Raw genomic sequence first — 25,661 nt, forward strand, 5'->3', positions numbered from 1 at the left:
CATAAAGCGCGGTGGTTCTGTCGGAGATGCGGCGGGCGCGCGTGGCCGCGTTACTTGCTGTGGTAGCTGATGCCTTCGTCGATGGTGCCGTACATCGTGATGCCGCTCCCGCCGCCCGACGATGCAGACGATCCGCCTGCGGCACAGGCGCTGCACAGAATGCCGGCAAGCACGGCGGCAACGACCCAGGAAAATTTCATGGCTGGCTGGTCGACTGACGTTCGAAATCAGAAGCCACCGATTCTAGCGCAGGGACTGTAAGCGCCGCAGGTGAACCAGGCTCGGCACGAATCGTCGCCGTGCAGTCCACGCTTCACGTCACCCTGAAACGTCGAATGCCGGCATCCGCTACAGTGCAGACCAGTTCCGACGAAAGAGGCCAACCGCGCAGCACGCCGCATTGCGTTGCTACGCTGGCGCACCGAAAGGAGGTTCCGATGTCCCTTCCCCACTCCGCCGATTCGAGCCATTTCCCCGGGCTCTCGCGCATCGGCGCGCTGCTCGCCGACCCTGGCCGCGCCGCCATGCTGTGGGCGCTCATGGACGGCAGCGCGCGCCCCGCTGGCGAACTGACGCTGATCGCCGGACTCTCGCCCTCCGCCGCGAGCGCCCACCTCGCGCGGCTCACGGAAAGCGGCCTGCTCGCGCTCGAAGTGCGCGGCCGCCACCGCTACTTCCGCATCGCCACGCCCGAAATCGCGGCGTCGATCGAAGCCCTCGCGCATCTGGCCGAAGCCGCCGCACCGCAACGGCCGGCACCGCGCCCGGCCCGCACCGTCCCGCTCGACATGCGCTACGCGCGCACCTGCTACGACCATATGGCGGGCGAGCTGGCCGTGAACGTCTTCGACCGGCTCGTCCGCGACGGACTGCTGAGCGCCCACGGCGACGAACTCGACGCCACGCCGGCCGGGGCAGCGCGCCTCGCGGACTGGGGCATCGACGTTGTCGCACAGCGCCGACGGCGGCGGCGTTTCGCCTGCACCTGCCCCGACTGGAGCGAACGCCGGCCGCATCTGGGCGGCTCGCTCGGCGCGGCCCTGCTCGACGCCTGGACCGCACGCGGCTGGGTGGAACACGCGGAGCGCGCGCGCGTTCTCCGTATCACGCCGCCCGGTCAACGCGCGTTCGACGAATTCTTGTCGAGCTGATTGCTGCGCCTACTGCCGCGTCAACTGGATCAACCATCGGATCAACCGCGAGGTCAGCCGCCCGGCCAACTGCCGCCCCAACCGGCCGTACAGCCCGGCAAGGCAGCAAGGCGCGGTCAGGCAAGCGCCTTGCGCGACCTTCAGACGCAAGGCGCTCGAAAGGCCCCCGCATCCGGGACAAATTTTGTTACAGCGCACCATGGCGCCCTTACAAATGACTGCCCCTTGAAACATGCACCGCGGATAGAGTGAATTCCGAGGGCGCGCCGTGCCGGCCGCGATCGCGCGTGGCCGCCCCGCTCCGTCGGAGACACACAATGAAAACGCCAGCCACATCGCTCACGCTATTTCGACGCGCCAGTTCCGCGACTCGCGTCAGCCGCACGGGACGCATAAGCCGCCCCGCCATCATCGTCTGCGCGGTGCTTGCCGCGTTCAACGTCGCAGCCTTGCCGGCGCTCGCGCAAACGCCGCCGGTGGCCCCCGGCGCAGCGGTCACGCAGGCAGGCGACCCGCCCGGCCGTGTGGCGCGGCTCGACTACATGGCCGGTGCCGTGACTACGCAGCCCGCCGGTGCATCGGACTGGTCATACGCGCAGTTGAACCGGCCGCTCACCACCGGCGACCAGCTCTGGAACGACCGCAACGCGCGCTCCGACCTGCACATCGGCTCCACCGCGGTACGCATGGACGAACAGACGAGTCTCGACGTCCTCAACCTCGACGACACCTCGACGCAACTGAAGGTCGCGCAGGGCACGCTGTCCACCCACGTTCGCTCGCTGCCGCCCGGCAGCAGCTATGAGATCGACACACCGAACCTCGCGCTCGGCGTGAACGGCCCTGGCGACTACCGCGTGGACGTCGCGCCCGACGGCAGCACCACTACCGTCACGGTGCGGCGCGGCAGCGCTACCGTGTACGGCGACGGCGGGCAGATGCCTGTCGAGGCGGGTCAGCAGGTCCAGTTCGCCGGTACGAACCTGCAGCAGGTCGCGGCGAGCGGCGCCCCCGCGCCCGACGTGTTCGACCAGTGGAGCGGCGCGCGCGACGCGGCCGAAGACCGCTCGGTGTCCGCGCGCTACGTCTCGCGCGAAATGCCGGGCTACCAGGATCTCGACGCGAACGGGTCCTGGCGCGACGACCCGCAGTACGGCGACGTCTGGGTGCCCAATGCGGTGCCCGCGGGATGGGCGCCCTATCACGACGGACACTGGGTATGGCAAGCGCCGTGGGGCTGGACCTGGGTCGACGACGCTCCGTGGGGTTTCGCGCCCTACCACTACGGCCGCTGGGCTTACGTCGACGACACATGGGCCTGGGTGCCGGGTCCGGTCGTAGAGGCGGCGCCGCCTGTCTATGCGCCGGCGCTGGTGGCGTTCGTGGGTGGCGGAGGCGGAGGCGTCGACTGGGGCGTGAGCCTCACGCTGGGCGGCGTGGCAGCGGCCGGGGTGGCGTGGTTCCCGCTCGGCCCCGGCGAGCCGTGGCATCCGCGCTGGTGCAACTGGAGTCCGCACTACTACGAACGGGTGAATCAGCCTGTCGTGATCAACAACTACCGCAACAACGTGAACATCACCAACATCACGAATGTTCACAACACGTACATCAACTACCGGGCGCCGGGGGCCATCACGGCTGTGCCGGCCACGGCGTTCGTTCACGGACAGCCCGCGTCGCGGTTCGCGCAGAATGTGGATCCGCGGCAGTGGCAACACGCGAGGATCGAATCGGGCACGCCTGGCATCGCGCCAGTGCGCGAGAGTTTCGGCCCGGGTTTGCGCAACGCCGGGTTCCGACCGCCCGCGAGCGCGGGCGAACGCCAGGTCGTCGCCACGCGGCGGCCCGTCGCGCCGCCGGCCTTCCACGATGCGCTCGCACAACGTGCGGCGCATGGCGGCGTGGTGCCGGGCGCGGGCGCGCCGGTGGTGAGGACTTCCGCGCCCGCGCGTAGCGGGTTCATCGGCAACGTGCCGCGTAATCCGGCCGTGCAGGCGATTCCGAATGTGAGACTCGTGCCGCCGCATTCGCCGACGCTGGCCACCGCTGGGCCGGGGCATCAGCCGCCAATGAATGGACAAGCGGAACGAGCCGGACAACGGGGCGCGCAGCCCGGCATGCCGGCAGCGGGGGCCGGTCCTCAGGCAGCGCAACGCCCGGGCACGGGGGCCGTACCAGGCGGCGGAGCCCGGCCGCAGCCCGGTGCACCGATGGCCGCGCTCGAGCGGCAGCCCCAGCCCGGCAACGGTGTGCCAAGGCCGCCACAACCCGGCGTGCGACCCGAGAACGGCATGCCGCGCGGCGCTGTTGCCGCCGGCGGCCAGCAGCCGCAGCCGGCCCAGGCAAACGCGCGGCGCGAGCCGGTCTGGACGCAACCCCACACGCCGATGGCGATGCAAGGGCAGCCGCGCGTCAACGGCGCACAAGCGGCGCCGCAAGAATCGCGCATTGCACCTCAAGGCGGACAACCGATGCCCCGCACACCGGAGGCTGCGGGCCAGCAACGTCAGGCGTTTGCGCCGCAGGGCGGACAGCCGGTGCCGCGTGCGCCGGAAGGGCAAGGCCAACAACGTCAGGCGCTCATGCCGCAAGGCGGCGCGCAGCCGCCGCATGCGCCTGAAATGCGCGCGCAGCCGGGTGGCCAGCCTCAGGTACAGCAGCCGCGCGAAACCGTCCGCGCGCCACAGGCAGCGGCCCAGGCGCCGCGCCCGCAGTTTGAGCCGCGCGCTCCGATGGCGGCACCCCAGGTGCAGCAACCACGGCCAGAAGTTCGCGCACCGCAGGCAATGCAACCGCGTCCGGAAATCCGTCCACAGCCTCAGCCGCAACCGCGTGCCGAGTTCCGTCCGCAGCCTCAGCCTCAGTCGCAACCTCAGCCGCGCGCGGAAGTCCATCCGCAACCTCAGCCGCAACCGCAGCTCCAGCCGCGTCAGGAATTCCATCCGCAGCCGCAGGCCGTTCAGCCGCACGCCGCACCGGCACCCGCGCCTGCAGCCGGCCAGCGCGACGAGCACCATCACGGCTAGGCGGGGCTTTTCCGCGAAGGGAAAGTCTCACTTGCAAAAGAAAACGCCCGCTCCGCGAAATCGCGAAGCGGGCGTGATGCGGTGATTAACCAGCGGCGCGACCGTTTCAGACCTGCAACGCTGCGGCGGAATGCCTGCGGCGCATCGGCGCAAGCCGGACGAACGGGACAAAAAGCAAGCCGCGCACAGCAGCGGCACGAGCGCAGCAGAAGCTGCGCTGCCCGTCGATTCAAACGGCCATGGGCGCCGTCAGCGGCTCGTGATGCCGATACCCCACCAGCGAGAAATCGGACGGCTCGATCTGCTCCAGCCATTGCGGCTCGTAGACGCCGGTCTGCGCGTAGTCGGGCACACGGTCCGAAATGGCGAGCCGCGGGCTCTCGTACGGCTCGCGCGTAAGCTGCTCGCGCAGCATCGGCAGCTGGTTTTCGTAGATGTGCGCGTCACCGATGAAATAGGTAAACCAGCGCGGCGTGTAGCCCGTCAAGCGACCCACCAGATGAAGCAGTACCGCCCCTTCGGTGAGATTGAACGGCGTGCCCAGTCCCACGTCGTTGCTACGGATGTAGAGGCACAGCGAAATTTCGCGCCGCGCGGCGTTCGGCAGGAACTGGTACAGCAGATGGCACGCCGGCAGCGCGATCTGGTCAAGCACTGCAGGGTTCCACGCATGGAACAGGATGCGGCGATCCGCCGGGTTCTGCATGATCGTGTCGAGGCACTGGCGCAATTGATCGACTGCCTTGTACAGCAGCACCTTCTGCGTGCCGTCCTCGGTGAACTGTGTCACCACCTTGAAGCCGCGCGCCTGCGCGTCGGCCAGTTGCGCCGTTGCGGATGCATCGAGCACCTTGTAGGCCGGCCACCGGCGCCATTGCACGCCGTAGACGTCGCCCAGATCGTCCGGCCCCTCGCGGTACGGATTCGCGAGCCACTGGGCGTTCTCGTTCGCGTTGGCGTCCCACACCTTGCAGCCGAGCGCGCGGAAGTCCGCGGCGCTGCGCGACGCGCGCAGAAAGCCCACGAGTTCGCCTACCGCCGACTTAAACGCCAGCTTCTTCGTGGTGACGGCGGGAAAGCCCTGCTGGAGGTCGAAGCGCATCATCGCGCCCGGCATGCTGATGGTACGGATGCCGGTGCGGTTTTCCTGCCACGTGCCGGTGTCGAGAATCGTGCGGACGAGGTCGAGGTACTGTTTCATTCGGGGGCTTCCTTCGGGCCGGCGCGGCTCCGTTTGGATGAACTGAAGCCCCCGATTCTAACAAGCGCGCGTGCGCCTCACCTGGCGCCGCCCTCGGCATCGCTCATTGGGCATCGCTCATTGGGCGCCGCACCGGCAGATCGCCCGGCATCCGCGTACCCGAACGTCAGGCCATGCCGCGGTATGTCGCGTCATGCCCTCTCACAAATGCGGCACGCTCGCCGGCAAGTCCCCGCCCTGATGGCCGAGATCGCCCTCCATGTGGCGCATGCCATGTGCGCACAGTAGCCGGTACAGCGTGACGCGCGAGATGCCGAGTTCCTGCGCGGCGTCGCCAAGACGTCCGCGATGGCGCAAGAGCGCAAGCTCAATGGCCTGGCGCTCCGCCGCCTCGCGCGCCTGGGCGAGCGAGACCGGCACGATCTCCACGTACTCCGAGAGTTCGAGGTCACGCGCCGTGATGGCACGGCCCTCCGACATCACGATGGCGCGGCGCACGCGGTTGATCAGCTCGCGCACATTGCCGGGCCAGCTGTAGTTGTGCAGCGCCGCGATGGCATCCGGCGAGAAGCCGCGCAGACGGCGGCTCGCGTCCTTGCGAAAGCGTTCGAGCATGTGCCGCGCGAGCAGCTCGATGTCCTTGCCGCGCGCGCGCAGCGGCGGCTCGTCGATCTGCAGCACGCACAGGCGGTGATAGAGATCCTGACGGAAGCGCCCTTCGATCATCGCCGTCTGCATGTCCACGTGCGTGGCCGAGATGATGCGCACATCCACGGGAATGGATTGATGCCCGCCCAGCCGCTCCACCTTGCCCTCCTGGAGAAAGCGCAGCAGGCTCGCCTGGCTTTCGAGCGGCAGGTCGCCGATTTCGTCGAGGAACAGCGTGCCGCCATTGGCCGCTTCCACGCGCCCGATCTTGCGCTGGTTCGCGCCCGTGAACGCGCCGCGCTCGTAGCCGAACAGTTCCGATTGCAACAGGTGCGGCGGAATGGCGCCGCAGTTGATGGGCACGAACGGGGCATTGCGTCGCGCGGAGCGCTCATGAATGGCGACCGCGGTCAATTCCTTGCCCGTGCCCGATTCGCCTGAAATGAAAACGGGCGCATCGGTCATCGCAACCTTGCGGATGGAGCGGAAGAGCGCCAGCATCGCGTCGCACGAGCCGACCATTTCGCCCTCGGCGCCCGCGCCCGATTCGTTCGACGCCGGCTCCCCCAGCTCCACCATGCCGAACGCGTGGCCCACCGAATCCACCACGCGTTCGCCCGTCCACGGCATCGTTACATAGTCGAAACAGTAATCACGGACCAGCCGGCGCAGCGACGCGTCCTGCAGTTGCCCGGCCGTCGTGGCCGCCACCCAGCCCACGTTGGGCATGGTGAGGCACGACTCGAAGGTCACGATTTCATGCGGCTGAAAACGGCTGGCGAGGTCCAGCAGACCGCCCGCCGTGGCACCTGGCCGCACGGCGCGGCGCACGTCGCGCGCGCTTTCCACAACATCGACTTGCCAGCCACGGTCACGAAAGCGCGAACTCAACTCCGGGCTGGGGTTGCGGGTGACATAAACGAGTTGCCGTGTTGCGGGTTCCATTCTTCAGATCCTCTCGTCAACGTGCGCCCGAAAATCCGACAGCACGCACCTGATTCTCCGGACATGCGGACGGGCGGCGGCATTTGCCCAATGGCAAAAAATACCGAACGACCATTCCATTTCCTGTGGACTGCTGATACCCGAAAGCGGCATGTGTGCGTTCAAACGGCCGAATGCTGAGGTTTTTTAAAAATCGGCTCGTGTCAGGAGCTTACTATACGCGTCGTTCGGGCAACAGCAAATATGCAAATAAAATCCTCGGAGCCCATATCCCACAAGGCTGTGCGGCATGACCGCATGTCTGACGAATTACATAAAACGTTTTCTGCGCCATTACCATGATTACCCTGGTAATGTGACTGCCTCATTGCGAAATAAGCGGTATTTTCTTCCCGCCGTTTCAGTGCTGAAACGTTTCGGCGCGATTTCGGACCTGTGCCCGGGCGCCAATTTCAGCTTCTCCTGTCGCGTCAATGGTTTCCGCGCGATGGCACACGTTTCGCTAAACGTGGGCCACCAGGGAGAAACATCATGCGACTCGTTGACTGCGTAGAACGATGCATTGCCAGGCGCGCTCCGCTCGTGCTCGCCGCCTCGCTAGCACTGCTATTTGCTGCCTCCTCTGCCTCGGCGCAGGAAGCCGCAGCCATCGCCTCACCCGACCCGGCGGTCGCCACCCTCGTGGACACACCGTCCGCAGCGGTGACGCCGTCGCAGACGGTGGCCCAGGCCGACACCGGCAGGGCCCCCACCACCGCAGCCATCCTGTTCACGCGAGCAATGGCCGTTCCCGGCGCGACCACCTTGAGCGACATCCCGCTCGACGACCAGGTGCTCTCGCGTCAGCGCGGCGGTGCGGTGGGAATGATGATGGTCGCCGCCACGCCTCAACTGATGCGCGGCAACGGCGTGACGCTGTGGGACGAAATCGCCCCGCCCGCGCCGCTGCCCATTCCGGTGGACGCTGCGCGCGCCGCACAGAGCAACGTCACGACGTATCAGCGCAACGGTAACTAAGAGCAATCAAGAGCCACTGGGCGGGGCATCGTGCGCCACGCGCCCACATCGCCCGCCAGTTTCGAGGAACCGACATGATCGCCTCATCTCCAACGCCGCGCCGCGGCGTCCCACTCGCCGCCCTGCTGTGCGCGCTCGCCAGCGCTGCCGCAGCGGCGGCGGCAAGCCCCGTCGCCGCGCAACAGCTCATGCAGCCCACCACGCAGCCTGGCAATCTCGTGATCGAGCGCACCATCACGCCGCGCGATGCGTTCGTGCCGGTACCGAAGAGTCAGGATCCCATCGCAGTCCAGGTGGAGACCTTCCCGCGCGCCACGTTCAACGGGGCCATGGCGTCCATGGCCACCGACCTCGACCTGAACGGCGCACACGGTTCGGGCGGCATTGCGGGCAGCGGCGTGCGCTCCACGCTTGCGAGCGTCGGCGGCATGGGGCAAGTGCTCGGCGCCACAGGCAACTCCGTTCCCGTGGGTGCGAACGCAACGGCGGGCGCAGGCCTCGCCGGTCTCGGCAGCTCGATCTCACAGACCGTGACGAGTGCGCTGGCGCCGCTCGGCGCCGCACTGGGAGCCACGAAATGAGCGCGTCGCGCCTTCTGCATCGTGTTCTCTTCGCGACTGCCATCGATCGGCATGTTGGCTCAGGCCGCGCCGTTGGCCGTGTGCTCGGCCGCACGTTAGTCGCCTGCGCGGTGGCAGGCGCGAGCAGCGCGGCGAGCCTCGCCGCCCACGCGCAGAGCGTGCCCGAGCGCGTCGACGCGCTCTCCGTGATCGGTAGCGCGGCGGTCGCCGGCGCGGTGGGCGTGGTCGCCGTGAACCAGGCGAGCGGCCTCGACAACGTTCAGGCGAACCAGGCGGTGGTCACGACCGGCGCGATGCCGATCGACCTCACGGCAAGCGCGCAAGGCGCGAGCGCCAATGCGCGCGCCACGAACGCGGCGAGCGTGATCGCGAGCAACGCATTTTCCAATGCCTCCGGCGTGATTCAGCTGAACCAGTCGGCAGGCGTAGCGAATCTTCAGCGGAACAGCGCCTTGATCGGCGCTGCTCCGGGTGAAGCGGAGATCGTATCGGATGGGGTGCTATCCGCTACGACCGCCAACGGCAGTGGGTTGGCCAGGTCCGTGGGAAGCCACGACGTGCGCGAAGCGTCCATCGGTGCGGGCGCCTTCAAGAACGTCAACGGCGTCTTGCAGATCAACCAGACAGCCGGAGCAGGCAACGTCAGTTCCAACAGTTTTGTGCTCCGTCCCCCGGCGGGCACCTTTTTTTAACTTGATGTTTTTCGGAGCGTAATCATGAAACGCACTCTCATTGCAGCGGCTGTTCTGTCGACGATGGTCACCGGCGCCTACGCGGGCGAACGCAATTGCGGATCCGGCTGCGACCCCGCCGAGCTTTTCACGGCCACCAACATCTACACCGACATCGGCGAATTCGGCTTCATCACGCTGCGTGGCCACGTGAACGTGGCGGCCAGCTCGGGCGCGACGGTCAACAACTCGCAGAGCGTCAACATCGGCGGCGTGGACATGCAAGGTCCGCCGCAGTCGTACACCAAGGGCAACATCACGACGAACGTGAACACCACGCACGCCTGGGACAACGCAAGCGGCAGCGGCAGCAGCTGGAGCGTGAGTGACTCGTACAAGAACGACAGCTATGCGTACAACAACACGCATACGAGCACCTCGAACTGGTCGAAGAGCGGCAGCTTCGTGAAGGGTGGCGGCTTCGCCTCGGGCATCTCGGCCAACTATGGCGGCTACCAGTACGCGAACACGCATCAGTCCGCGAACGGCTTCATCGCGGCGGGCTTCATCGCGGGCCTGGGCGGCGGCCCCGGCGTGATCTTCGGCGGCGTGGCGGCGGGCTTCGCCGGTGCGCTCAACACGCACGAATCGTCGAACTTCGGCGGCGGCTTCCACGGCAACGCGAGCGGCTACGACGTGGCATGGGGCGGCTTCGCGGCAAGCGGCCAGAGCAGCGCGACGCACACGAACAGCGGCAGCGGCTCGTTCACGTCGAACGACTACTCGGCGCACGCTCACGCCTACGGCTGGAACCGCAACTACGCCGAAGACGCCGGCCGCGTGACGGTGACGGGCTCGGTCACGGAGCACATCGACACGCGCAAGACCACCACCATGGCCGCGACGATCGACTCGGGCGCACTCGCTGGCGCACAGGGCAACATCGGCGTGAACATGGCCACGGGTGCCAACAATGCGCAGTCCAACGACGCCGCGCTCGCCAACATGGACGTAGGCCCGGTGTTCGGCAGCGCGCAGATCTTCTCGACGCAAAGCTCGTCGGGCAAGGCGAAGGTGGGTCCGCTCAACTTCGTGGCGGCCGTGGGCTCCGGCGTGCTCGCCGGCGCGTCGGGCAATGTCGGCGTGAACGTGGCGTCGGGTGCGGGCAACGTGCAGAACAACAGCCTCGCCGTGTCGTCCACGACGGTCTCGAAGAGCGACCCGAGGGGCTGGGATGAACATAGCAAGAGCGGCAACGGCGGCGAAGTCATCGCGAGCGACCAGAACTGCCAGACCGCCGAAGCCGGCGTGAAGGGCAGCTTCACCGGCTCGTCGTACCTCGGCGCCGGCGCGCTTGCAGGCGCCACGGGCAACATCGGCGTGAACATCGCGTCGGGCGTGGGCAACCTGCAGCACAACGGCCTCGCAGTCGCGAGCGTGGCATCGCACTAAGCCACCTTCCAACGCAGGCAACAGCACTGCACGGGGAAAAAGCCGGCCGGCCTCGACATCGGCGTCGAGGCCGGTCCGGACCTGATGTCGAGGCCGGTCGGCCCGCATCACCAAGGGGGACATCATGTTCGTTGGAACGAGCAGGGCCGCTGCTTTGTCCGCGCTGGCATTGGCCGTCTCATGCGTCGTGCCGCAAGCGGTGCGCGCGCAGTCTTCCCTCAACATGAACGCCGCGGCCGGCGTGCCCTTCAACGTGAAGGTGCGCTCGGTGCGCGAGCTGCGCTACAACCACATCGTCACGCAGCAGTTCGACTACAGCTGCGGGTCCGCTGCGCTTGCCACGCTGCTCAAGTACGGCTACGGCATCGACATTCCCGAAAGCGAACTCATCGCCCGCATGATGGCGTTCTCGACTCCCGAGGTCGTCGTCAAGAACGGCTTTTCGATGCTCGACATGAAGAAGTTCGTCGAGACCATCGGGCTGCGCGGCCGCGGCTTTCGCGTCACCTCCGAGGCGCTTTACCACCTGCAGATCCCCGTGCTCGTGCTGATGAACAGCGACGGTTACGAGCACTTCGTCATCGTCAAGCACGCGGAGTACGGCCGCATCTTCGTCGCCGACCCCGCGCTCGGCAACCGCATCGTGCTCGAAGACGACTTCGTGAAGAAGTGGAACGGGCTCGTCTTTGCCGTCGTCGGCAAACCTTTTCTGGAGGACTCTCCGCTTTTGCAGGGCAACGAATCGCATGCGCTCAAGCTGCGCCAACGTGCGCTGGAAGACGGAAGTGCAGCGATTCCCTTCGTAGAGTTCGGTCTGATCAAGGCAGAGTTGTTCTGACTCGTCATGGATAGAAACCTTCTCACCGCCGGCTGCGCGTTGTGCATCACCACGCTCGGTCTGGCTTCGGTCGCCCATGCTGCCGGGCAAGGTTCGACCGTTTTCGACAACGTCCCGGCGCTCAGGCTTCAGGCGGTGGACGACAACGTGCTCGCAGCACAAACCGGCAAGGGGCTCGCTGGAGACATCATCTCGGGCGTGGTGGTGGAACTGCTCTCCAGCTGGAAAATGCCCAACGGGGCCACGGCCGTCGCGCAAGGCGCGCTCTCGCTCGTGACCGGCAAGCTCAACCAGGTGGCCGCCCAGGTGAGTTCGCAGGCTTCGGTCACGGAGCCAGCGCACAACGCAAGCAGCGGCGCCAATCCGAACGCGGGCGCCGCAGGTGGCGAAAACGTCAGTGTCAACGGCGTTTCGCAGATCACCCAGATCGCGGGCAACAGCAACATCGGCAGCAACCAGGCCGCCATCGACTTCAACGCGGCCACCAACGCTCACACGTCGCCCGCCGCCTGGAACAACGCGACCTCGGCTGCCGCCAGCAGTGCCGACGGTTCGGTCAAAGCCGGCATCACGTTCGGCAGCGGCGGCATCAAGGTGGCCCTGCAAACACCCGCAGGCATCGCCACGCAAACGGTTGCACCGACCAACGCCCAACAGGCAAGCATGATCGGGCAACTCCTTCAGATCGCAGGCAATAACCAGCAAGTGGCCAACCAGCTGCAACTGCATCTGCAGACGCAGCCGATGTCGGCCGACGCGCTACGCCAGCTCGGCGTACTACAAGCCCTGCAGAACGGTGTGAGGAGATAGGCGCGCAGCCGGCCCGCACGCGCGTCACCGAGGACGCGCAGAAACAAAGGCAGTACACGGAAGAAGAACGCAGTCGCGCACATCACAGGAGACCGGTGCTGCGCGGCCGCAACACCGGGGGACCAACAATGAACCGCTTGCAGAGGACGAGGGGGCCGCGCATGGCGTTGGCGGCCATTCCGGCAGCAGTGATGCTGCTCGCCATATCGCAGGGAGCAGGCGCGCAGGCGCTTGCGCATCAGTCGCTGGAAGACCGGCTCAACACGCTGATGCGTGTGGTCGATGAGCAGCAGAGACAGATCAATTCGCTGGAGCGCCAGGTGACGGATCTCCAGATGGCACAGCGCGGGCGCGGGCTGCCCGGCGCAGGCGCCGCGCCCGCCGACAACGGCGCAGCCGACAGCACCGCTACCCAGCAGCCCGGCGCCGACGGCCTGCCGGTGCCGCTGCCGCCGCTCGCACAGATCAATCCCAACGCGAATGCGCCGGGCAGCAGCACGGGCACGGCCACGGGCGTGCCGGTCACGCCGCCGGTGCCTGAAGGCGCGAGCGCAAAGGCCGCAGGCACGGGTGGAGGGACAGGCGGTGCGCCGTCGTCAGGCGAATCGCCGGGCGCGATCGGTCAGACCCAGAAGGCCGCCGAGCCCGCCCGCACCCAGGCCGAAGAAGCCGTCGTGCAACGCGAACACGCCCCGCTCTTCGACCACAAGCTCACGCTCGACTGGGGCATCAACGACACCTATTACGACCGCCGGCAGCTGCAGCTTTCCGGCTTCCTCGCGCTCGACGCGATCTTCCTCGGCAACATCAACCTGGGCGAGACGAAGTCGCACCAGGTCATGTCGGACCTCGACGTGCGCTACGGGCTCACCGACCGCATCAGCATCGACGCCGACGTGCCCTACATGTACCGCACGAGCAACTTCATCGTGGGCGGCGCGGGCGGGTCGGCGAGCACGATGTCGGATGCGTCCGCCAGCTCGCATGCGCTCGGCGACGTCAACTTCGGCCTCTACTATCAGCTGCTCAAGGAGACCGGCAACCTGCCCGACGTGGTGGCGAGCCTGCGCGTGAAGGCGCCCACCGGCACCTCGCCCTTCGGCATCAAGGTCGTGCAGGTGGATGCGGACAATACCAACCTCGTCGCGCCGACCAAGCTGCCCACGGGCACGGGCTTCTGGAACATCACGGGCGGCGTGTCGGTGCTGAAGACCTACGACCCGGTCGTGCTGTTCGGCAGCTTCTCGTACACGTACAACGTGTCGCGCTCGTTCGCGGACATCTCGTCGGTGGTCGGGCAGACGCAGCCCGCCACCGTCAAGCTGGGCGACGTGATCCAGTTCGGCGGCGGCGTCGCGCTCGCCTTCTCCGACAAGGACTCGGCAAGCGTGGCCTACACCATGGCGCTGGAACCCGCCACCGAAACGAAGGCGCCCGGCGGCGCCTGGTCGAAGGTGCCGGGCAGCGAAACCACCGCCTCCGCCGTGACGTTCGGCCTGAATCACGTGGTAAACAAGCATCTGACCATCAACGGCTCGGTATCGATCGGCCTCACGCCCGATACGCCGAACTTCGTGGTTGGCGTGCGCTTTCCCTACACTTTCTGATGTAAGAGGCTCATCGTGCGCGAATCACCCCACTTGAGCGGTACAGTTACGTCGTTAGCGGGCTCGGGCCCTCGTCTCGTCATGACGAGCCCGGACAAGATCGAAGCGCAGCGCCACAAAAACACTTCGCCCGCCCGAACCGAGGACACGACACCTTTGACGACTGCTCAGGCCGAACGCTTGCTGCTCTACGTCGCGCGCTCCCCCGACGACGACCTGGCGGCACACCTGAAGAGCCGCGGCTGGAACATTTCAGTCGCCCGCTCCGCGCACGACGTCGCCCGGCTGGCCAAGCCCGACGCGACCTGCGCGGGCATTGTCGACCTCACGAGCTTCGCCGGCCGCGACATTGCCGGGCTCGAATCCGCGCTGCGCCAGCAGCAGATCGGCTGGATTGCGCTCGCCAACAGCGAGCGGCTTGCCGACCCGGAAGTGCGCCGCCTGATTCGCCACTACTGCTTCGACTACGTGAAGATCCCGGTTGCCAATGCAACCATCGACTATCTCGTCGGCCACGCCTACGGCATGGTCACGCTCTGCGATCTCGACTTCGTGGCGGGCGTGGCCACTGCGGGCGACGACGAAATGGTGGGCACCTGCGAGGCAATGCAGCAGCTCTTTCGCACCATCCGGAAGGTGGCGAACACCGACGCGACCGTCTTCATCTCGGGCGAATCGGGCACGGGCAAGGAACTCACCGCGCTCGCCATCCACGAGCGCTCGCAGCGGCGCAAGTCCACCTTCGTGCCGATCAACTGCGGCGCGATTCCGCATCACCTGCTGCAGTCCGAACTCTTCGGCTACGAGCGCGGCGCGTTCACGGGCGCGAACCAGCGCAAGGTCGGCCGCGTGGAAGCCGCGGACGGCGGCACGCTGTTCCTCGATGAAATCGGCGACCTGCCGCTCGAAAGCCAGGCGAGCCTGCTGCGCTTTCTGCAGGAAGGCAAGATCGAGCGGCTGGGCGGGCACGAGTCGATTCCCGTTGACGTGCGCATCATCTCGGCGACCCACGTGGATCTCGAAGCGGCGATGCGCGACGGCCGCTTTCGCGCGGATCTTTTTCACCGCCTCTGCGTGCTGCGCGTGGACGAACCGCCGCTGCGCGCGCGCGGCAAGGACATCGAGATCCTCGCGCATCACATCCTGCACAAATTCAAGACCGACAGCGCGCGCAAGATTCGCGGCTTCACGCCGTCGGCCATCGAGGCCATGTACAACTACAACTGGCCCGGCAACGTGCGCGAACTCATCAACCGCGTGCGCCGCGCCATCGTGATGGCGGAGAACAAGCTGATTTCGGCCGAAGACCTCGACCTCGAGCACTTCACGGCGCAGCAGACCATGACGCTCGCGCAGGCCCGCGAGGCCGCCGAGAAGCGCGCGATCGAGTCGGCGCTGCTGCGCCACCGGCACCGGCTCAACGAAGCGGCCACCGACCTCGGCATCTCGCGCGTGACGCTGTACCGGCTGATGGGCGCGCACGGCCTGCGCGACGCGAGCGCAAGCGACGAGAAGAACCTGTTCGGCGGGGAAGCGGAAGGACACGAGTAACGCGTTAGTCGGCTCGCACGCAGCCGGGCGACGAAGGGCGGTCGGTTAGAATCGCGAGATTCACGACTGCCCTTCCTGTTTTCATGACGACGCTCACCTTGATCGTGGCGCGCGCGCGCAACGGCGTAATCGGCCGCGACAACCAGCTGCCCTGGCGGCTGCCCGAAGACCTCGCGTTTTTCAAACGCACCACGATGGGCGCGCCCATCATCATGGGGCGCAAGACGCACGAGTCGATCGGCCGGCCGCTGCCGGGCCGGCGCAACATCGTCGTCACGCGCGACCCGGCGCGCCGCTTCGAAGGCTGCGACACCGTGACGGGTCTTGACGACGCGCTCGCGCTCGCCGCGCGCGACGGCGCCGCAGAGGCATTCCTGATTGGCGGCGCCGAGCTTTACCGCGAAGGATTCGAGCGGGCGCAAAAACTGATCGTCACCGAGATTGCCGCGGACTTCGCGGGCGATACCACCTTCCCGGCGCCGGACCCGCTCACGTGGGACGAAGTCTCGCGCGAAGCCCATCGGGCCGCGGCGCCCAACGACTTCGAATTCGCGTTTGTGGTCTACGCGCGCAAGCCGGGGGCTTGAGGCGTATTCGGGGAAAGAACTGCGAGGGAAGCGAGCGGCCGGGTGCGCCGCTCACCGATGTGAAACAAAGAGCGGCGGCCTGTGCCAACCTGACGCGCAGGTCCGCCCGCTGTTGCGGTGACTTGCGCCTGCTATTTACTGTCCTGCCACCGTCATCCGTTCGATCAGCACCGAACCGGTCTGCTTGGTGCCGCGCACGATGGTGTCGGCACCCACTGCAACGATGTTGCGAAACATCTCCTGAAGCGTGCTCGCCACGGTGATCTCTTCCACCGGATACTGGATCTCGCCGTTCTCGACCCAGAAACCCGAGGCGCCGCGCGAATAATCGCCCGTCACGTAGTTCACGCCCTGCCCCATCAGCTCCGTGAGCAGCAGGCCCGTGCCGAGCTTCTTCAGCATCGCCTTGAAGTCGTCTTCGGGCCGCGTTTGCGTGCTGAGCAGCGAGACATTGTGCGAGCCGCCCGCGTTGCCCGTGGTCTGCATGCCAAGCTTGCGCGCCGAATACGTGGAGAGGAAATAGCCTTCCACCACGCCGTCCTTCACGACCGAACGCTGCTTCGTGCGCACGCCTTCTTCGTCGAACGGTGCGCTGCCCATGGCGCGCGGCACGTGCGGGTCTTCGACGATCTGGATGTGCGGCGCGAACACGGGTTTGCCGAGGCTGTCCACCAGAAACGAGGTCTTGCGATACAGCGCGCCGCCGCTCGTGGCCTGCACGAACGCGCCGAGCAGGCCGGAGGCGAGCGGCGCCTCGAACAGCACCGGCACCTTGCGCGTATCGAGCCCGCGCGCGCCCATGCGGGCGAGCGCGCGTTCGGCGGCGTAGCGACCCACGGCCTCGGGCTGCGCCAGTTCTGCCGCACTGCGCTTCGAGGAGTACCAGTCGTCGCGCTGCATGTGGCGGCCTTCGCCCGCAATCGGCGCACAGGCGATGTAGTGGCGCGAATACGGATACCCCCCGAGGAAGCCCCGCGTGGTGGCCAGCACGAATTGCGAGTGCTGCGCCGACACGCTCGCGCCTTCCGAGTTGCGGATGCGGGAATCGGTGGCAAAAGCGGCTTCTTCGGCGCGACGCGCGAGCGCGACAGCCTCGTCGGCGGTGAGATTCCACGGATGGTAGAGGTCGAGGTTGCGCGGCGACGTTTCCAGCAGTTCGGCCTCGGCGAGGCCCGCGCAATCGTCTTCAGCCGTGAAACGGGCGATGTTGTAGGCGGCCGCAACGGTGTCCTTGAGCGCCTGCGACGAGAAGTCCGAGGTGCTCGCGTTACCGCGCTTGTTGCCGATGTAGACCGTCACGCCCACCATCTTGTCGCGGTTGTGCTCGATGGTCTCGACTTCACCGCGCCGCACCGACACCGAGAGGCCGTCGCCTTCGGAAATCTCGGTGCCGGCATCGGTCGCGCCGAGCGCCTTCGCGTGGCGGAGAATGTCCGACGCGATCTCCTTGAGCTCGTCCTGGGTGTGCGGGAAAAAGCGTTGCCGGGCTTCGATGTCTGCTGCCATTGTGTTTGCTGTCCGGGTTCGGGGCCCTGGGTGGCCCGGGATAAGGTGCGTGGCAATTTCGTCACGTATCACGCGATCATAGCAAGGTCCGCGCAAAGACATGCGCCGCAGCCTGACGGCGTTCGCCAGCGCGGCTGTGCGGCGTGCCGGCGGCCCGGGCCGGAGCTGTCCCGTGGCAGGCCCACGCTACAATACGGCCCATGACACGCAAAACCCGCATCCAACCTATGCACGCCGCCGTCGAGGAAGACGACAACGGCTACGATCGCCCCAGCAAATCCCAACTGAAGCGTGAAATGCACGCGTTGCAGGAGCTGGGCAAGGCGCTCGTCGAACTGCCGAAAGACGCGCTCAAGCGCATGCCGATGCCTGAGCATCTCGCCGACGCCGTTGCCGAAGCGCGCCGCATCACCGACCACGAAGGCAAGCGCCGCCAACTGCAGTACGTCGGCCGCGTGATGCGCGGACTGGCCGACGAAGAGACCGAGGCGTTGCGCACGGCGCTGGAAACCTACCGCGGCGTGAACCGCGCGGCCACGGCACAACTCCACTGGATCGAACGTACCCGCGAAAAGCTGCTCGCCGACGACGCCGCGTTCACGGCGTTCCTGCGCGAGCACCCCGCCGCCGATGCCCAGGAAGGCCGCACGCTGATCCGCAACGCGCGCAAGGAAGCGCAGATGGGCAAGCCGCCCCGCTACTTCCGCGAACTCTTTCAGTGGATCAAGGACGTGAGCGGCAGCACCGACGAAGACACAGGCGACACCGGCGACGCAGGCGAAGGAACCGACGATGACGACTCCCACGCGTAACCATCCCGACGAAATCGTGATCGGCCTCGTTTCGATCAGCGACCGGGCCACGAGCGGCGTCTATCAGGATGAAGGCATTCCCTCGCTCACCGCCTGGCTTGGCGCGGCCCTGACCTCGCCGTGGCGCGCCGAAACGCGGCTCATCCCCGACGATGCAGCGACCATTTCCGCGACGCTCGTGGAACTCGTCGACACGGCAGGCTGCGACCTCGTGCTGACGACGGGCGGCACCGGCCCCGCGCGGCGCGACGTGACGCCCGAAGCCACGCTTGCCGTGGCAACGAAGGAAATGCCGGGCTTCGGCGAACAGATGCGGCAGATCAGCCTGAACTTCGTGCCCACCGCGATTCTCTCGCGCCAGGTCGCGGTGATCCGCGAAAGCCAGACGTCGGCGACGCACGCGGCGTTGATCGTCAACCTGCCGGGACAGCCGAAGTCGATCAAGGAAACGCTGGAAGGTTTGCGCGACGAGAGCGGTACCGTGAAGGTGCCGGGCATCTTCGCGGCCGTGCCGTATTGCATCGACCTGATCGGCGGGCCGTACGTGGAAACCAACGACGCGGTCGTGGCGGCATTCCGGCCCAAGAGCGCGCGGCGGGCGCCGCGCACGGCATAACAGGCGGCGTGCGCCCGGTTAGAACGCGCGGATAGCGTAACCGCTCAGTTGCCGGCTTATTTGTCGACCTGCGCTGCGCTCGCGTCGATAGCAAGCGAGTCGCTGGCCGCCGGAATCAGGAAGTGCTTGCGGTAGTACTGCAGTTCGTCGATCGACTCGTGAATGTCGGCGAGCGCGGTGTGCATGGCGCGCTTCTGGAAGCCCTTGTAAATGGCCGGCTGCCAGCGGCGGCACAGCTCCTTCAAGGTGCTCACGTCGAGGTTGCGGTAGTGAAAGAAGCGCTCGAGGTCGGGCATCCACCGCGCCATGAAGCGGCGGTCCTGGCAGATCGAGTTGCCGCACATCGGCGACTTGCCGGGCGGCACGTATTGCGACAGAAAGGCGATGAGCTGTTCCGTGGCCGAAGCCTCGTCCACCGTCGAGGCGCGCACCCGGTCAGTCAGGCCCGAGCGGCCATGCGTATTGCGGTTCCACTCGTCCATCTTGCCGAGCGTCTCGTCGCTCTGGTGGATGGCCAGCACCGGCCCTTCGACCATCTTGTCCAGCGTCGAATTCGTCACGACGACGGCGACTTCGATGATGCGGTCGTTGTCGGGATCGAGCCCCGTCATTTCCATGTCGAGCCAGATGAGATTCATGTCGCTGCGCGCGAGCGCGGGCGGCGTGACGGAGTCGAGAGTGTCAGTCATGAAAGCAACCTTGTGTGTCGCGGGGTGCAGGGCGCACCGGCCGGTCGGCGAGAACATATAATTGTCGCATAGATACCACGGATTCCCCGGATGCCTACCCTGTACTTCACCGTGCTGTTCGCCGTCGCCGTGCTTGCGATGGTCGTCACGAAACTCTGGCTCGCCTCGCGCCAGATCCGCTTCGTCGCCGCGCACCGCGAGATCGTGCCGGACCAGTTCGCGACGTCCATCCCGCTTTCCGCCCACCAGCGCGCCGCCGACTACACGGTTGCGCGCACGCGCCTCGGCATGGTCGAGATCGTAGTGGGCGCGGCGGTGTTGATCGGGCTCACGCTGGTGGGCGGCGTTCAGGTGCTCGACCTGGCAATTTCGGAGTGGCTCGGCCGCGGGTATCTCGGCCAGATCGTACTGGTGGCAGCGGTTGTCGCCATTTCGGGCATTGTCGAGGTGCCGTTCGACTATTACCGCCAGTTCGTGATCGAAGAGCGCTTCGGCTTCAACCGCATGGGCAAGGGCATCTTCTTCGCCGACCGCCTCAAGGGCGTGCTGCTCGGCGCCGCGTTCGGCCTGCCGCTGCTGTTCGTGGTGCTGTGGCTGATGCGCCAGGCGGGCAGCTTGTGGTGGCTGTGGACGTGGGTCGTCTGGGTCGTGTTCCAGATGCTCGTGCTGGTGCTGTACCCCACGGTCATCGCGCCCCTCTTCAACAAGTTCGAACCGCTCAAGGACGACGCACTGCGCACGCGCATCGAAGGGCTCATGAAGCGCTGCGGCTTCGCGGCCAAGGGCCTCTTCGTGATGGACGGCAGCCGCCGCTCGGCACACGGCAACGCCTATTTCACAGGCTTCGGGTCGGCAAGGCGCATCGTGTTCTTCGACACCCTGCTCTCGCGCCTCTCCGGCAGCGAGATCGAAGCCGTGCTCGCGCACGAGCTCGGTCACTTCAAGCGCCATCACGTCATCAAACGCATGATCGTCACCTTCGCGATCAGCCTCGCCATGCTCGCGCTGCTCGGCTGGCTTTCGCAGTGCGTGTGGTTCTACGAAGGACTCGGCGTGCGGCCGTCGCTCATCGGCGACAACAGCGGGCTCGCGCTCGTGCTGTTCTTCCTCGCGGTCCCGGTGTTCCTGTTCTTCGTCACGCCCATCGGCAGCCTGAGTTCGCGCAAGCACGAGTTCGAGGCCGACGCGTTCGCCGCCACGCAAACGGACGCGAAAGATCTTGTGAATGCGCTCGTGAAGCTTTACGAAGACAACGCCTCCACGCTCACGCCGGACCCCATCTACACCGCGTTTTACTACTCGCATCCGCCCGCTTCGCAGCGCATCGACCGGCTGCTGCGGCACGCATGACGCGGCGCGCACCGAAAGCGGCGCAAGGCGCCGCGGAAAACCGCGCGCAAGGTAAGCGCATGGAAGGACGCGTGATCGCAGCGCATGGCCGCCATTACCTCGTGACCCCGGACGCTGGCGGCGCTGCGCTGCAGTGCTTTCCACGCGGCAAGCGCAGCGAGGTCGCCGTGGGCGACCACGTAACCTATGAGCCGACCTCCGCGGACCAGGGCGTAATCGTGGCCATCGGCGAGCGGCGCAATCTGCTCTACCGCTCGGATCAGTACAAGTCGAAGCTCTTCGCGGCGAATCTCGACCAGTTGCTGATCGTGCTCGCCACCGAACCGCACTTCAGCGAGGACCTGCTCGGCCGCGCACTCGTCGCGGCCGAAGCGAACGAGCTGAAGCCGATCATCCTGCTCAACAAGACCGACGTAGAGGCCGCGCTGCCAGCGGCGCGTGCGCGCCTCGAACGCTACCGCGCGCTTGGCTATTCCGTGCTCGAAGTATCGATCAAGGCGGCGCCGGAGGCGGCGCAGGCCGTGCTCGCCGAGCACCTGCACGGCCACGACACGCTGCTGCTCGGCCAGTCAGGCATGGGCAAATCGACGCTCGTGAACCTGCTGATTCCAGACGCCGAAGCCGCCACGCGCGAAATCTCGACGGCACTCAACAGCGGCCGACACACCACGACCTTCACGCGGCTCTACCCGTTTGCGGGCGGCGGGGCGCTGATCGATTCGCCGGGCTTCCAGGAGTTCGGGCTGCACCATCTCACAGAAGGACGGCTCGAGCGCGCGTTTCCGGAATTCCGGCCGCTACTCGCGCACTGCCGCTTCTACAACTGCCATCATCTGCACGAGCCTGGGTGCGCGATCCTCGCCGCCGTCGAAGATGGCCGCATCGCCCGCGAACGGCATGCGCTCTACGCGCAGCTCGTTCACGAAGCGAGCCAGATCGTGCGTTGACCATCCCGGTCGCCGCAGCCCGCCCACCGCTATGCTCAAGCTCACGAGCGCGCCGAACCTGCTGACCGCACAGCACTGGCTGAACGTACTCGAGACAGCCGGGATTGCGTGCGAGATGCACAACCGCTATCTGAGTGGCGCGATGGGCGAGATTCCGGCGGAACAATGTGCGCCGGAACTGTGGCTCGTTGACGAACGCGACGAGGCGGTGGCGCGCAAGCTGCTCGCCGCCGCGATGAGCGGACCGCCGAAGGACGCGGCGCCGTGGCGCTGCCGCCAATGCGGCGAAACGCTGGAAGCGCAATTCACCGTGTGCTGGCAATGCGGGACGGCGCGCAATCCGCTGGACTGACTGAAACCAGGGGCGCTGAAACGGAAAGGAGAGGCTGAAGCGGATCTACGAGCGCGGGTGGGTTAGAACCACATCGCGATGGTGAGCATGAGGAGCAGCAGCATCCACAGGATCACCGCACGCCACACCAGTCCAACTGCGGATTGCAGCGTACGCGGCGTGCAATCGTCGCCAACCTGCAGCGGACCGCCGTCGCCCGTGGCCAGGGCATCGAGACTCGACGGTTCGGCAAGCGGCCCGGAGAGACGCGCGCCCAATGCACCGCTGCCCGCGGCGAGCAATACCCCCTCGTTGGTGTCCGGCCACGTGTGCGCATGATTGCGCCAGGCGTAAATCGCGTCTTCGAAGTTGCCGACAATCGCAAAACCCAGCGACGTGAGCCGTGTGGGCACCCAGTCGATCAGAAAGAACGCGGTCTGCGCGAAGCTGGAAAATGCCGCGGTGCGATCGTCGGCGGGCCGCGACCATGTGCGGGCGAGATATTCCGCAATCCGGTACAACACCGCGCCGGCGGGTCCGATCGGCACGAGGAACCAGAAGAACACGCCGAACACGTGCCGATGCGACGCCACAACCGCATGAATGAGTGTGTGGCGCACGATTTCGCCGACCGGCATGTCGACGGTGTCCATGCCAGTCCATTCATTGAGAATTTCGCGGGCGCGCGGCACGTCGTCGCTATTCAGAGCGAGATGAATGTCCGTGAAATAGTGGCTGAACTGCCGGAAGCCGAGCGTGAAATAGACGATGACGACGTTCCACAGGAACGCCAGCACAAAGCTGATGCGATACAACACGTAATAGACGAGCGCGACCGCGAGTGTCCACGGCAACACCACCGCAAGCCACGCGAGCAACCCATGCTTTTTCTTGCCGGCGTCGAACCCTTGCGCCGCGGACTCGGCGTGGAATTGAAGCAGCGCGGACACCGGATTGGTCGGCGACAGCGCGCGCACCTGTTCGATGATGAGGGCCAGCAATACGGAGAAAAAAGTCATGCGACGCGCCGTGCGATTCGGAAGTTTGGAATTCTTTTATAACGATAGCACAGGGTCAGATGGGCCTGAATGCGCGCGAGCCGCGGCGCAACATCGAAACAACAACGGCGTGATGTGCACGAGCCACATTCCAGTCGGCATGGCGTTTCATGCCGCAAGAAAGCGATAGAAATTGCGCAACATGCCGGCCGTCGCACCCCAGATGAAGTAATGACCACCGGTGCTGCCGCCGCGCGGATACGGCATGGAGAAGAAGCGTCGCTCGCCGCCTTCCCAGCGGAACACGCGCACCTCATGGTGCCTCGGATTCATCAGGAAGCTGAGCGGCACTTCGAAGATGTCCGCCACTTCGAGCGTGTCGGCTGACACCGTGAAGGGCGGATGCACGAGACCCACCACGGGCGCCACCAGAAAGCCGGTGCCCGTGATGTAGTCCGGCAAGGCGCCCAGCACTTCCACGCGCCCGGAATCGAGGCCCACTTCCTCGTTCGCCTCGCGCAGCGCGGTGGCGAAGGCGTCCGCGTCTTCCGGTTCCCGGCGTCCGCCGGGAAAACTGATCTGGCCAGCGTGATCGTTGAGGTGATCGGCACGTTGGGTGAGCAGCACCGTCAGCCCCTCCTCTCGCACTACGAGCGGTACGAGCACAGCTGCGTCGCGTGGGTCGACGTCTTCCGTGAGACGCGGCTCGAACGGCTCAGGCGACCACAGCAGGCGTTGCTCGAAGCGCGCGCGCAAGCCGTCCGGCGTCAAACGGGCAGACGGCACAGGCGGCAGGTCCGTGCCGGTCGACTCGACCGGCAGGTTTTCAGGCTCGAATACAGGACGGATCAACGGGTCTCCCGGAACGGGCACCGGCGTGCGTGGCAGGGCGCTACCGCCGGACAGCGAACATAGCGATGTCGCGCGGACATCTGCACATATCGCTATTTTGACCTGGCAAACAAAAAAGCACCCGGGAAGGGTGCTTTTTCTTACAGCTTTTACTCTGCGGCAGCTGCGCGGTCTTTCGACACCAGCTTTTCCTTGATCCGGGCAGCCTTGCCCGAACGCTCGCGCAGGTAGTACAGCTTCGCACGACGCACATCGCCGCGACGCTTCACGACGATGCTGGCGAGCAGCGGCGAGTACGTCTGGAACGTCCGTTCGACGCCTTCGCCCGACGAGATCTTGCGCACGATGAACGACGAGTTCAGACCGCGATTACGCTTCGCGATCACGACGCCTTCGTATGCCTGAACGCGCTTGCGGTTGCCTTCCACGACGTTCACGTTCACCACCACCGTGTCGCCGGGGGCGAATTCGGGAATGGTCTTGCCTGCGAGCACGCGCTCGATTTCTTCCTGCTCGAGTTTTCCGATGAGGTTCATCACTGACTCCGTAAGCCATCTTGTCGGCGTTCGTGCCCGTACCGGCTTGAGCAGCATTCCGGCACCACGGCCCCGATAGAGGATGGGTTCACATCAGGCACCGTCCACGCATGGAGCGGCGCCGCCTTTCGCCTCGCTAGTGGCCGCCGAAGACGATGCCTTCCGCGCTTCCTTCGCGAGACTTGCGAGCCATGCCTCGTCGGCGCGGCTCAACATCTTGTTCTTCCTGGCCTTCTCGATCAGATCGGGCCGCTTGTAGAGTGTGTTGCGCAATGCCTCGCGGCGGCGCCACTGCTCGATTTCCGCATGATGCCCGCCAAGCAGCACATCCGGCACGCGCATGCCGTCGTATTCCTCAGGGCGCGTGTAATGGGGACAATCGAGCAGTCCGTCCACGAAGCTGTCCTGCACCGCCGACTGCGCATCGTTGAGCACGCCCGGCAGTTGTCGCACCACCGCATCCATCAGCGCCATGGCCGGCAGCTCGCCGCCTGACAGCACGAAGTCGCCGAGGCTCACTTCTTCGTCGACACAACGGTCGACAAGGCGCTGGTCGATGGCTTCATACCGCCCGCACAGCAATACGAGGCCGGGCTGCTGTGCGAACTGCATCACGCGTTCATGCGTAAGCGTTGCGCCTTGCGGCGACATCAGCACGACCTTCGCACCGGTAATGCCCTGTTGCGCCTGAGCCGCTTTCGCCGCGCCAATCGCGTCTTCGAGCGGCCTGGCGAGCATTACCATGCCGGGCCCGCCCCCGTAGGGGCGGTCGTCAATCGTGCGGTAGTTGTCGGTGGTGAAATCGCGTGGATTCCACGTACGCAACCCGTAGCGCTGCTGCTTCGCGGCCCGACTGGTAATGCCCCAATCGGTCAGCGCACGGAACATCTCAGGAAAGAGCGTCACGACATCGAACTGCATCGCTCTCTCCGTTCAGCG

At 66.2% G+C, this 25,661-nt stretch carries 25 protein-coding genes; 16 read left to right on the forward strand and 9 right to left on the reverse strand.

Going from position 1 to position 25,661, the window contains the following annotated elements; genetic code table 11:
* Positions 1–50: 50 nt before the first annotated feature.
* Positions 51–200, reverse strand: a complete 150-nt coding sequence (locus P2869_RS12720; RefSeq protein WP_169743695.1) for a hypothetical protein — start codon at positions 198–200, stop codon at positions 51–53.
* Between the two features lie 237 nt (positions 201–437).
* On the opposite strand from P2869_RS12720, the gene P2869_RS12725 reads away from it, so the two are divergent.
* Complete coding sequence (locus tag P2869_RS12725; protein ID WP_277596680.1) at positions 438–1,151, forward strand: helix-turn-helix transcriptional regulator; 714 nt, start codon at positions 438–440, stop codon at positions 1,149–1,151.
* Positions 1,152–1,468: 317 nt separating this feature from the next.
* Entirely contained in the window at positions 1,469–4,177 is a 2,709-nt protein-coding gene (locus P2869_RS12730) for a DUF6600 domain-containing protein (RefSeq protein ID WP_277596681.1), read from the forward strand.
* 229 nt (positions 4,178–4,406) lie between these two features.
* Here the strand turns inward: P2869_RS12730 and P2869_RS12735 are convergent, their stop codons facing one another.
* Positions 4,407–5,378 (reverse strand): thymidylate synthase, encoded by a 972-nt coding sequence (locus P2869_RS12735; RefSeq protein WP_199540349.1) that lies wholly within the window; start codon positions 5,376–5,378, stop codon positions 4,407–4,409.
* A 201-nt stretch (positions 5,379–5,579) separates the two neighbouring features.
* Positions 5,580–6,971, reverse strand: coding sequence for a sigma-54 dependent transcriptional regulator (locus tag P2869_RS12740; protein ID WP_026121398.1), 1,392 nt, complete (start codon positions 6,969–6,971; stop codon positions 5,580–5,582).
* Between the two features lie 531 nt (positions 6,972–7,502).
* Between P2869_RS12740 and P2869_RS12745 the strand changes: the two genes are divergently transcribed.
* The 9 genes from P2869_RS12745 (at position 7,503) to P2869_RS12785 (ending at position 16,085) form a co-directional block, all read left to right on the forward strand.
* Complete coding sequence (locus P2869_RS12745) at positions 7,503–7,988, forward strand: hypothetical protein (protein WP_277596682.1); 486 nt, start codon at positions 7,503–7,505, stop codon at positions 7,986–7,988.
* A gap of 74 nt (positions 7,989–8,062) precedes the next feature.
* Positions 8,063–8,569: a hypothetical protein gene (locus P2869_RS12750; RefSeq protein ID WP_277596683.1), complete on the forward strand. Its 507-nt coding sequence runs from the start codon at positions 8,063–8,065 to the stop codon at positions 8,567–8,569.
* Positions 8,566–9,261 (forward strand): hypothetical protein, encoded by a 696-nt coding sequence (locus tag P2869_RS12755; RefSeq protein WP_277596684.1) that lies wholly within the window; start codon positions 8,566–8,568, stop codon positions 9,259–9,261. The genes P2869_RS12750 and P2869_RS12755 overlap by 4 nt, the downstream gene beginning before the upstream one ends.
* A 24-nt stretch (positions 9,262–9,285) precedes the next feature.
* Positions 9,286–10,692: a hypothetical protein gene (locus P2869_RS12760; RefSeq protein ID WP_126876659.1), complete on the forward strand. Its 1,407-nt coding sequence runs from the start codon at positions 9,286–9,288 to the stop codon at positions 10,690–10,692.
* A gap of 223 nt (positions 10,693–10,915) precedes the next feature.
* Complete coding sequence (locus P2869_RS12765) at positions 10,916–11,530, forward strand: C39 family peptidase (protein ID WP_277598134.1); 615 nt, start codon at positions 10,916–10,918, stop codon at positions 11,528–11,530.
* A 6-nt stretch (positions 11,531–11,536) separates the two neighbouring features.
* The gene (locus P2869_RS12770) at positions 11,537–12,340 is read left to right on the forward strand and encodes a peptidase C39 (RefSeq protein ID WP_277596685.1); all 804 of its coding nucleotides are present in this window, start codon (positions 11,537–11,539) and stop codon (positions 12,338–12,340) included.
* A 161-nt stretch (positions 12,341–12,501) separates the two neighbouring features.
* Positions 12,502–13,947: a hypothetical protein gene (locus P2869_RS12775; protein ID WP_277596686.1), complete on the forward strand. Its 1,446-nt coding sequence runs from the start codon at positions 12,502–12,504 to the stop codon at positions 13,945–13,947.
* A 15-nt stretch (positions 13,948–13,962) separates the two neighbouring features.
* Positions 13,963–15,498, forward strand: a complete 1,536-nt coding sequence (locus P2869_RS12780) for a sigma-54 dependent transcriptional regulator (protein WP_033350861.1) — start codon at positions 13,963–13,965, stop codon at positions 15,496–15,498.
* 83 nt (positions 15,499–15,581) lie between these two features.
* The gene (locus P2869_RS12785; protein ID WP_277596687.1) at positions 15,582–16,085 is read left to right on the forward strand and encodes a dihydrofolate reductase; all 504 of its coding nucleotides are present in this window, start codon (positions 15,582–15,584) and stop codon (positions 16,083–16,085) included.
* A 135-nt stretch (positions 16,086–16,220) separates the two neighbouring features.
* Here the strand turns inward: P2869_RS12785 and pmbA are convergent, their stop codons facing one another.
* Positions 16,221–17,591 carry a metalloprotease PmbA gene (pmbA, locus tag P2869_RS12790; protein ID WP_199540343.1) on the reverse strand — a complete coding sequence of 457 codons (1,371 nt, stop codon included), beginning with the start codon at positions 17,589–17,591 and terminating at the stop codon, positions 16,221–16,223.
* A 200-nt stretch (positions 17,592–17,791) separates the two neighbouring features.
* Here pmbA and yjgA point away from each other — a divergent pair, with 200 nt between their 5' ends.
* Complete coding sequence (yjgA, locus tag P2869_RS12795) at positions 17,792–18,403, forward strand: ribosome biogenesis factor YjgA (protein ID WP_277596688.1); 612 nt, start codon at positions 17,792–17,794, stop codon at positions 18,401–18,403.
* A complete protein-coding gene (gene mog / locus P2869_RS12800) occupies positions 18,384–19,019 on the forward strand; it encodes a molybdopterin adenylyltransferase (RefSeq protein WP_277596689.1) in 636 nt (211 codons plus the stop codon). The genes yjgA and mog overlap by 20 nt, the downstream gene beginning before the upstream one ends.
* Positions 19,020–19,075: 56 nt before the next feature.
* Here the strand turns inward: mog and orn are convergent, their stop codons facing one another.
* The gene (orn, locus tag P2869_RS12805) at positions 19,076–19,708 is read right to left on the reverse strand and encodes an oligoribonuclease (RefSeq protein ID WP_126876665.1); all 633 of its coding nucleotides are present in this window, start codon (positions 19,706–19,708) and stop codon (positions 19,076–19,078) included.
* Between the two features lie 90 nt (positions 19,709–19,798).
* On the opposite strand from orn, the gene P2869_RS12810 reads away from it, so the two are divergent.
* From P2869_RS12810 to P2869_RS12820, 3 genes are read left to right on the forward strand one after another with little or no spacing between them, the layout of a single operon-like run.
* Positions 19,799–21,058, forward strand: a complete 1,260-nt coding sequence (locus tag P2869_RS12810) for a M48 family metallopeptidase (RefSeq protein ID WP_017774614.1) — start codon at positions 19,799–19,801, stop codon at positions 21,056–21,058.
* Positions 21,055–22,005: a ribosome small subunit-dependent GTPase A gene (gene rsgA, locus P2869_RS12815; protein ID WP_017774613.1), complete on the forward strand. Its 951-nt coding sequence runs from the start codon at positions 21,055–21,057 to the stop codon at positions 22,003–22,005. The genes P2869_RS12810 and rsgA overlap by 4 nt, the downstream gene beginning before the upstream one ends.
* 31 nt (positions 22,006–22,036) lie before the next feature.
* A complete protein-coding gene (locus P2869_RS12820) occupies positions 22,037–22,357 on the forward strand; it encodes a DUF2007 domain-containing protein (protein WP_017774612.1) in 321 nt (106 codons plus the stop codon).
* Between the two features lie 62 nt (positions 22,358–22,419).
* On the opposite strand, the gene P2869_RS12825 is transcribed toward P2869_RS12820, so the two are convergent.
* The 4 genes from P2869_RS12825 to trmD form a co-directional block, all read right to left on the reverse strand.
* On the reverse strand, positions 22,420–23,355 hold the full coding sequence (locus tag P2869_RS12825) for a CobD/CbiB family protein (protein ID WP_017774611.1): 936 nt from the start codon (positions 23,353–23,355) through the stop codon (positions 22,420–22,422).
* A gap of 147 nt (positions 23,356–23,502) precedes the next feature.
* Positions 23,503–24,186, reverse strand: a complete 684-nt coding sequence (locus P2869_RS12830; RefSeq protein ID WP_017774610.1) for a CoA pyrophosphatase — start codon at positions 24,184–24,186, stop codon at positions 23,503–23,505.
* 149 nt (positions 24,187–24,335) lie between these two features.
* Entirely contained in the window at positions 24,336–24,722 is a 387-nt protein-coding gene (gene rplS, locus P2869_RS12835; protein WP_017774609.1) for a 50S ribosomal protein L19, read from the reverse strand.
* Positions 24,723–24,815: 93 nt separating this feature from the next.
* Entirely contained in the window at positions 24,816–25,643 is an 828-nt protein-coding gene (gene trmD, locus P2869_RS12840; RefSeq protein WP_126876666.1) for a tRNA (guanosine(37)-N1)-methyltransferase TrmD, read from the reverse strand.
* Positions 25,644–25,661: the final 18 nt, after the last annotated feature.

The organism is Paraburkholderia sp. SUR17, from assembly GCF_029536165.1.
Classification (GTDB): domain Bacteria; phylum Pseudomonadota; class Gammaproteobacteria; order Burkholderiales; family Burkholderiaceae; genus Paraburkholderia; species Paraburkholderia kururiensis.

Coding starts and splice junctions, on each gene's coding strand:
- P2869_RS12720 (WP_169743695.1), bottom strand. CDS start 200: ATGAAATTTTCCTGGGTCGTTGCCGCCGTGCTTGCCGGCATTCTGTGC.
- P2869_RS12725 (WP_277596680.1), top strand. CDS start 438: ATGTCCCTTCCCCACTCCGCCGATTCGAGCCATTTCCCCGGGCTCTCG.
- P2869_RS12730 (WP_277596681.1), top strand. CDS start 1,469: ATGAAAACGCCAGCCACATCGCTCACGCTATTTCGACGCGCCAGTTCC.
- P2869_RS12735 (WP_199540349.1), bottom strand. CDS start 5,378: ATGAAACAGTACCTCGACCTCGTCCGCACGATTCTCGACACCGGCACG.
- P2869_RS12740 (WP_026121398.1), bottom strand. CDS start 6,971: ATGGAACCCGCAACACGGCAACTCGTTTATGTCACCCGCAACCCCAGC.
- P2869_RS12745 (WP_277596682.1), top strand. CDS start 7,503: ATGCGACTCGTTGACTGCGTAGAACGATGCATTGCCAGGCGCGCTCCG.
- P2869_RS12750 (WP_277596683.1), top strand. CDS start 8,063: ATGATCGCCTCATCTCCAACGCCGCGCCGCGGCGTCCCACTCGCCGCC.
- P2869_RS12755 (WP_277596684.1), top strand. CDS start 8,566: ATGAGCGCGTCGCGCCTTCTGCATCGTGTTCTCTTCGCGACTGCCATC.
- P2869_RS12760 (WP_126876659.1), top strand. CDS start 9,286: ATGAAACGCACTCTCATTGCAGCGGCTGTTCTGTCGACGATGGTCACC.
- P2869_RS12765 (WP_277598134.1), top strand. CDS start 10,916: ATGAACGCCGCGGCCGGCGTGCCCTTCAACGTGAAGGTGCGCTCGGTG.
- P2869_RS12770 (WP_277596685.1), top strand. CDS start 11,537: ATGGATAGAAACCTTCTCACCGCCGGCTGCGCGTTGTGCATCACCACG.
- P2869_RS12775 (WP_277596686.1), top strand. CDS start 12,502: ATGGCGTTGGCGGCCATTCCGGCAGCAGTGATGCTGCTCGCCATATCG.
- P2869_RS12785 (WP_277596687.1), top strand. CDS start 15,582: ATGACGACGCTCACCTTGATCGTGGCGCGCGCGCGCAACGGCGTAATC.
- pmbA (WP_199540343.1), bottom strand. CDS start 17,591: ATGGCAGCAGACATCGAAGCCCGGCAACGCTTTTTCCCGCACACCCAG.
- yjgA (WP_277596688.1), top strand. CDS start 17,792: ATGACACGCAAAACCCGCATCCAACCTATGCACGCCGCCGTCGAGGAA.
- mog (WP_277596689.1), top strand. CDS start 18,384: ATGACGACTCCCACGCGTAACCATCCCGACGAAATCGTGATCGGCCTC.
- orn (WP_126876665.1), bottom strand. CDS start 19,708: ATGACTGACACTCTCGACTCCGTCACGCCGCCCGCGCTCGCGCGCAGC.
- P2869_RS12810 (WP_017774614.1), top strand. CDS start 19,799: ATGCCTACCCTGTACTTCACCGTGCTGTTCGCCGTCGCCGTGCTTGCG.
- rsgA (WP_017774613.1), top strand. CDS start 21,055: ATGACGCGGCGCGCACCGAAAGCGGCGCAAGGCGCCGCGGAAAACCGC.
- P2869_RS12820 (WP_017774612.1), top strand. CDS start 22,037: ATGCTCAAGCTCACGAGCGCGCCGAACCTGCTGACCGCACAGCACTGG.
- P2869_RS12825 (WP_017774611.1), bottom strand. CDS start 23,355: ATGACTTTTTTCTCCGTATTGCTGGCCCTCATCATCGAACAGGTGCGC.
- rplS (WP_017774609.1), bottom strand. CDS start 24,722: ATGAACCTCATCGGAAAACTCGAGCAGGAAGAAATCGAGCGCGTGCTC.
- trmD (WP_126876666.1), bottom strand. CDS start 25,643: ATGCAGTTCGATGTCGTGACGCTCTTTCCTGAGATGTTCCGTGCGCTG.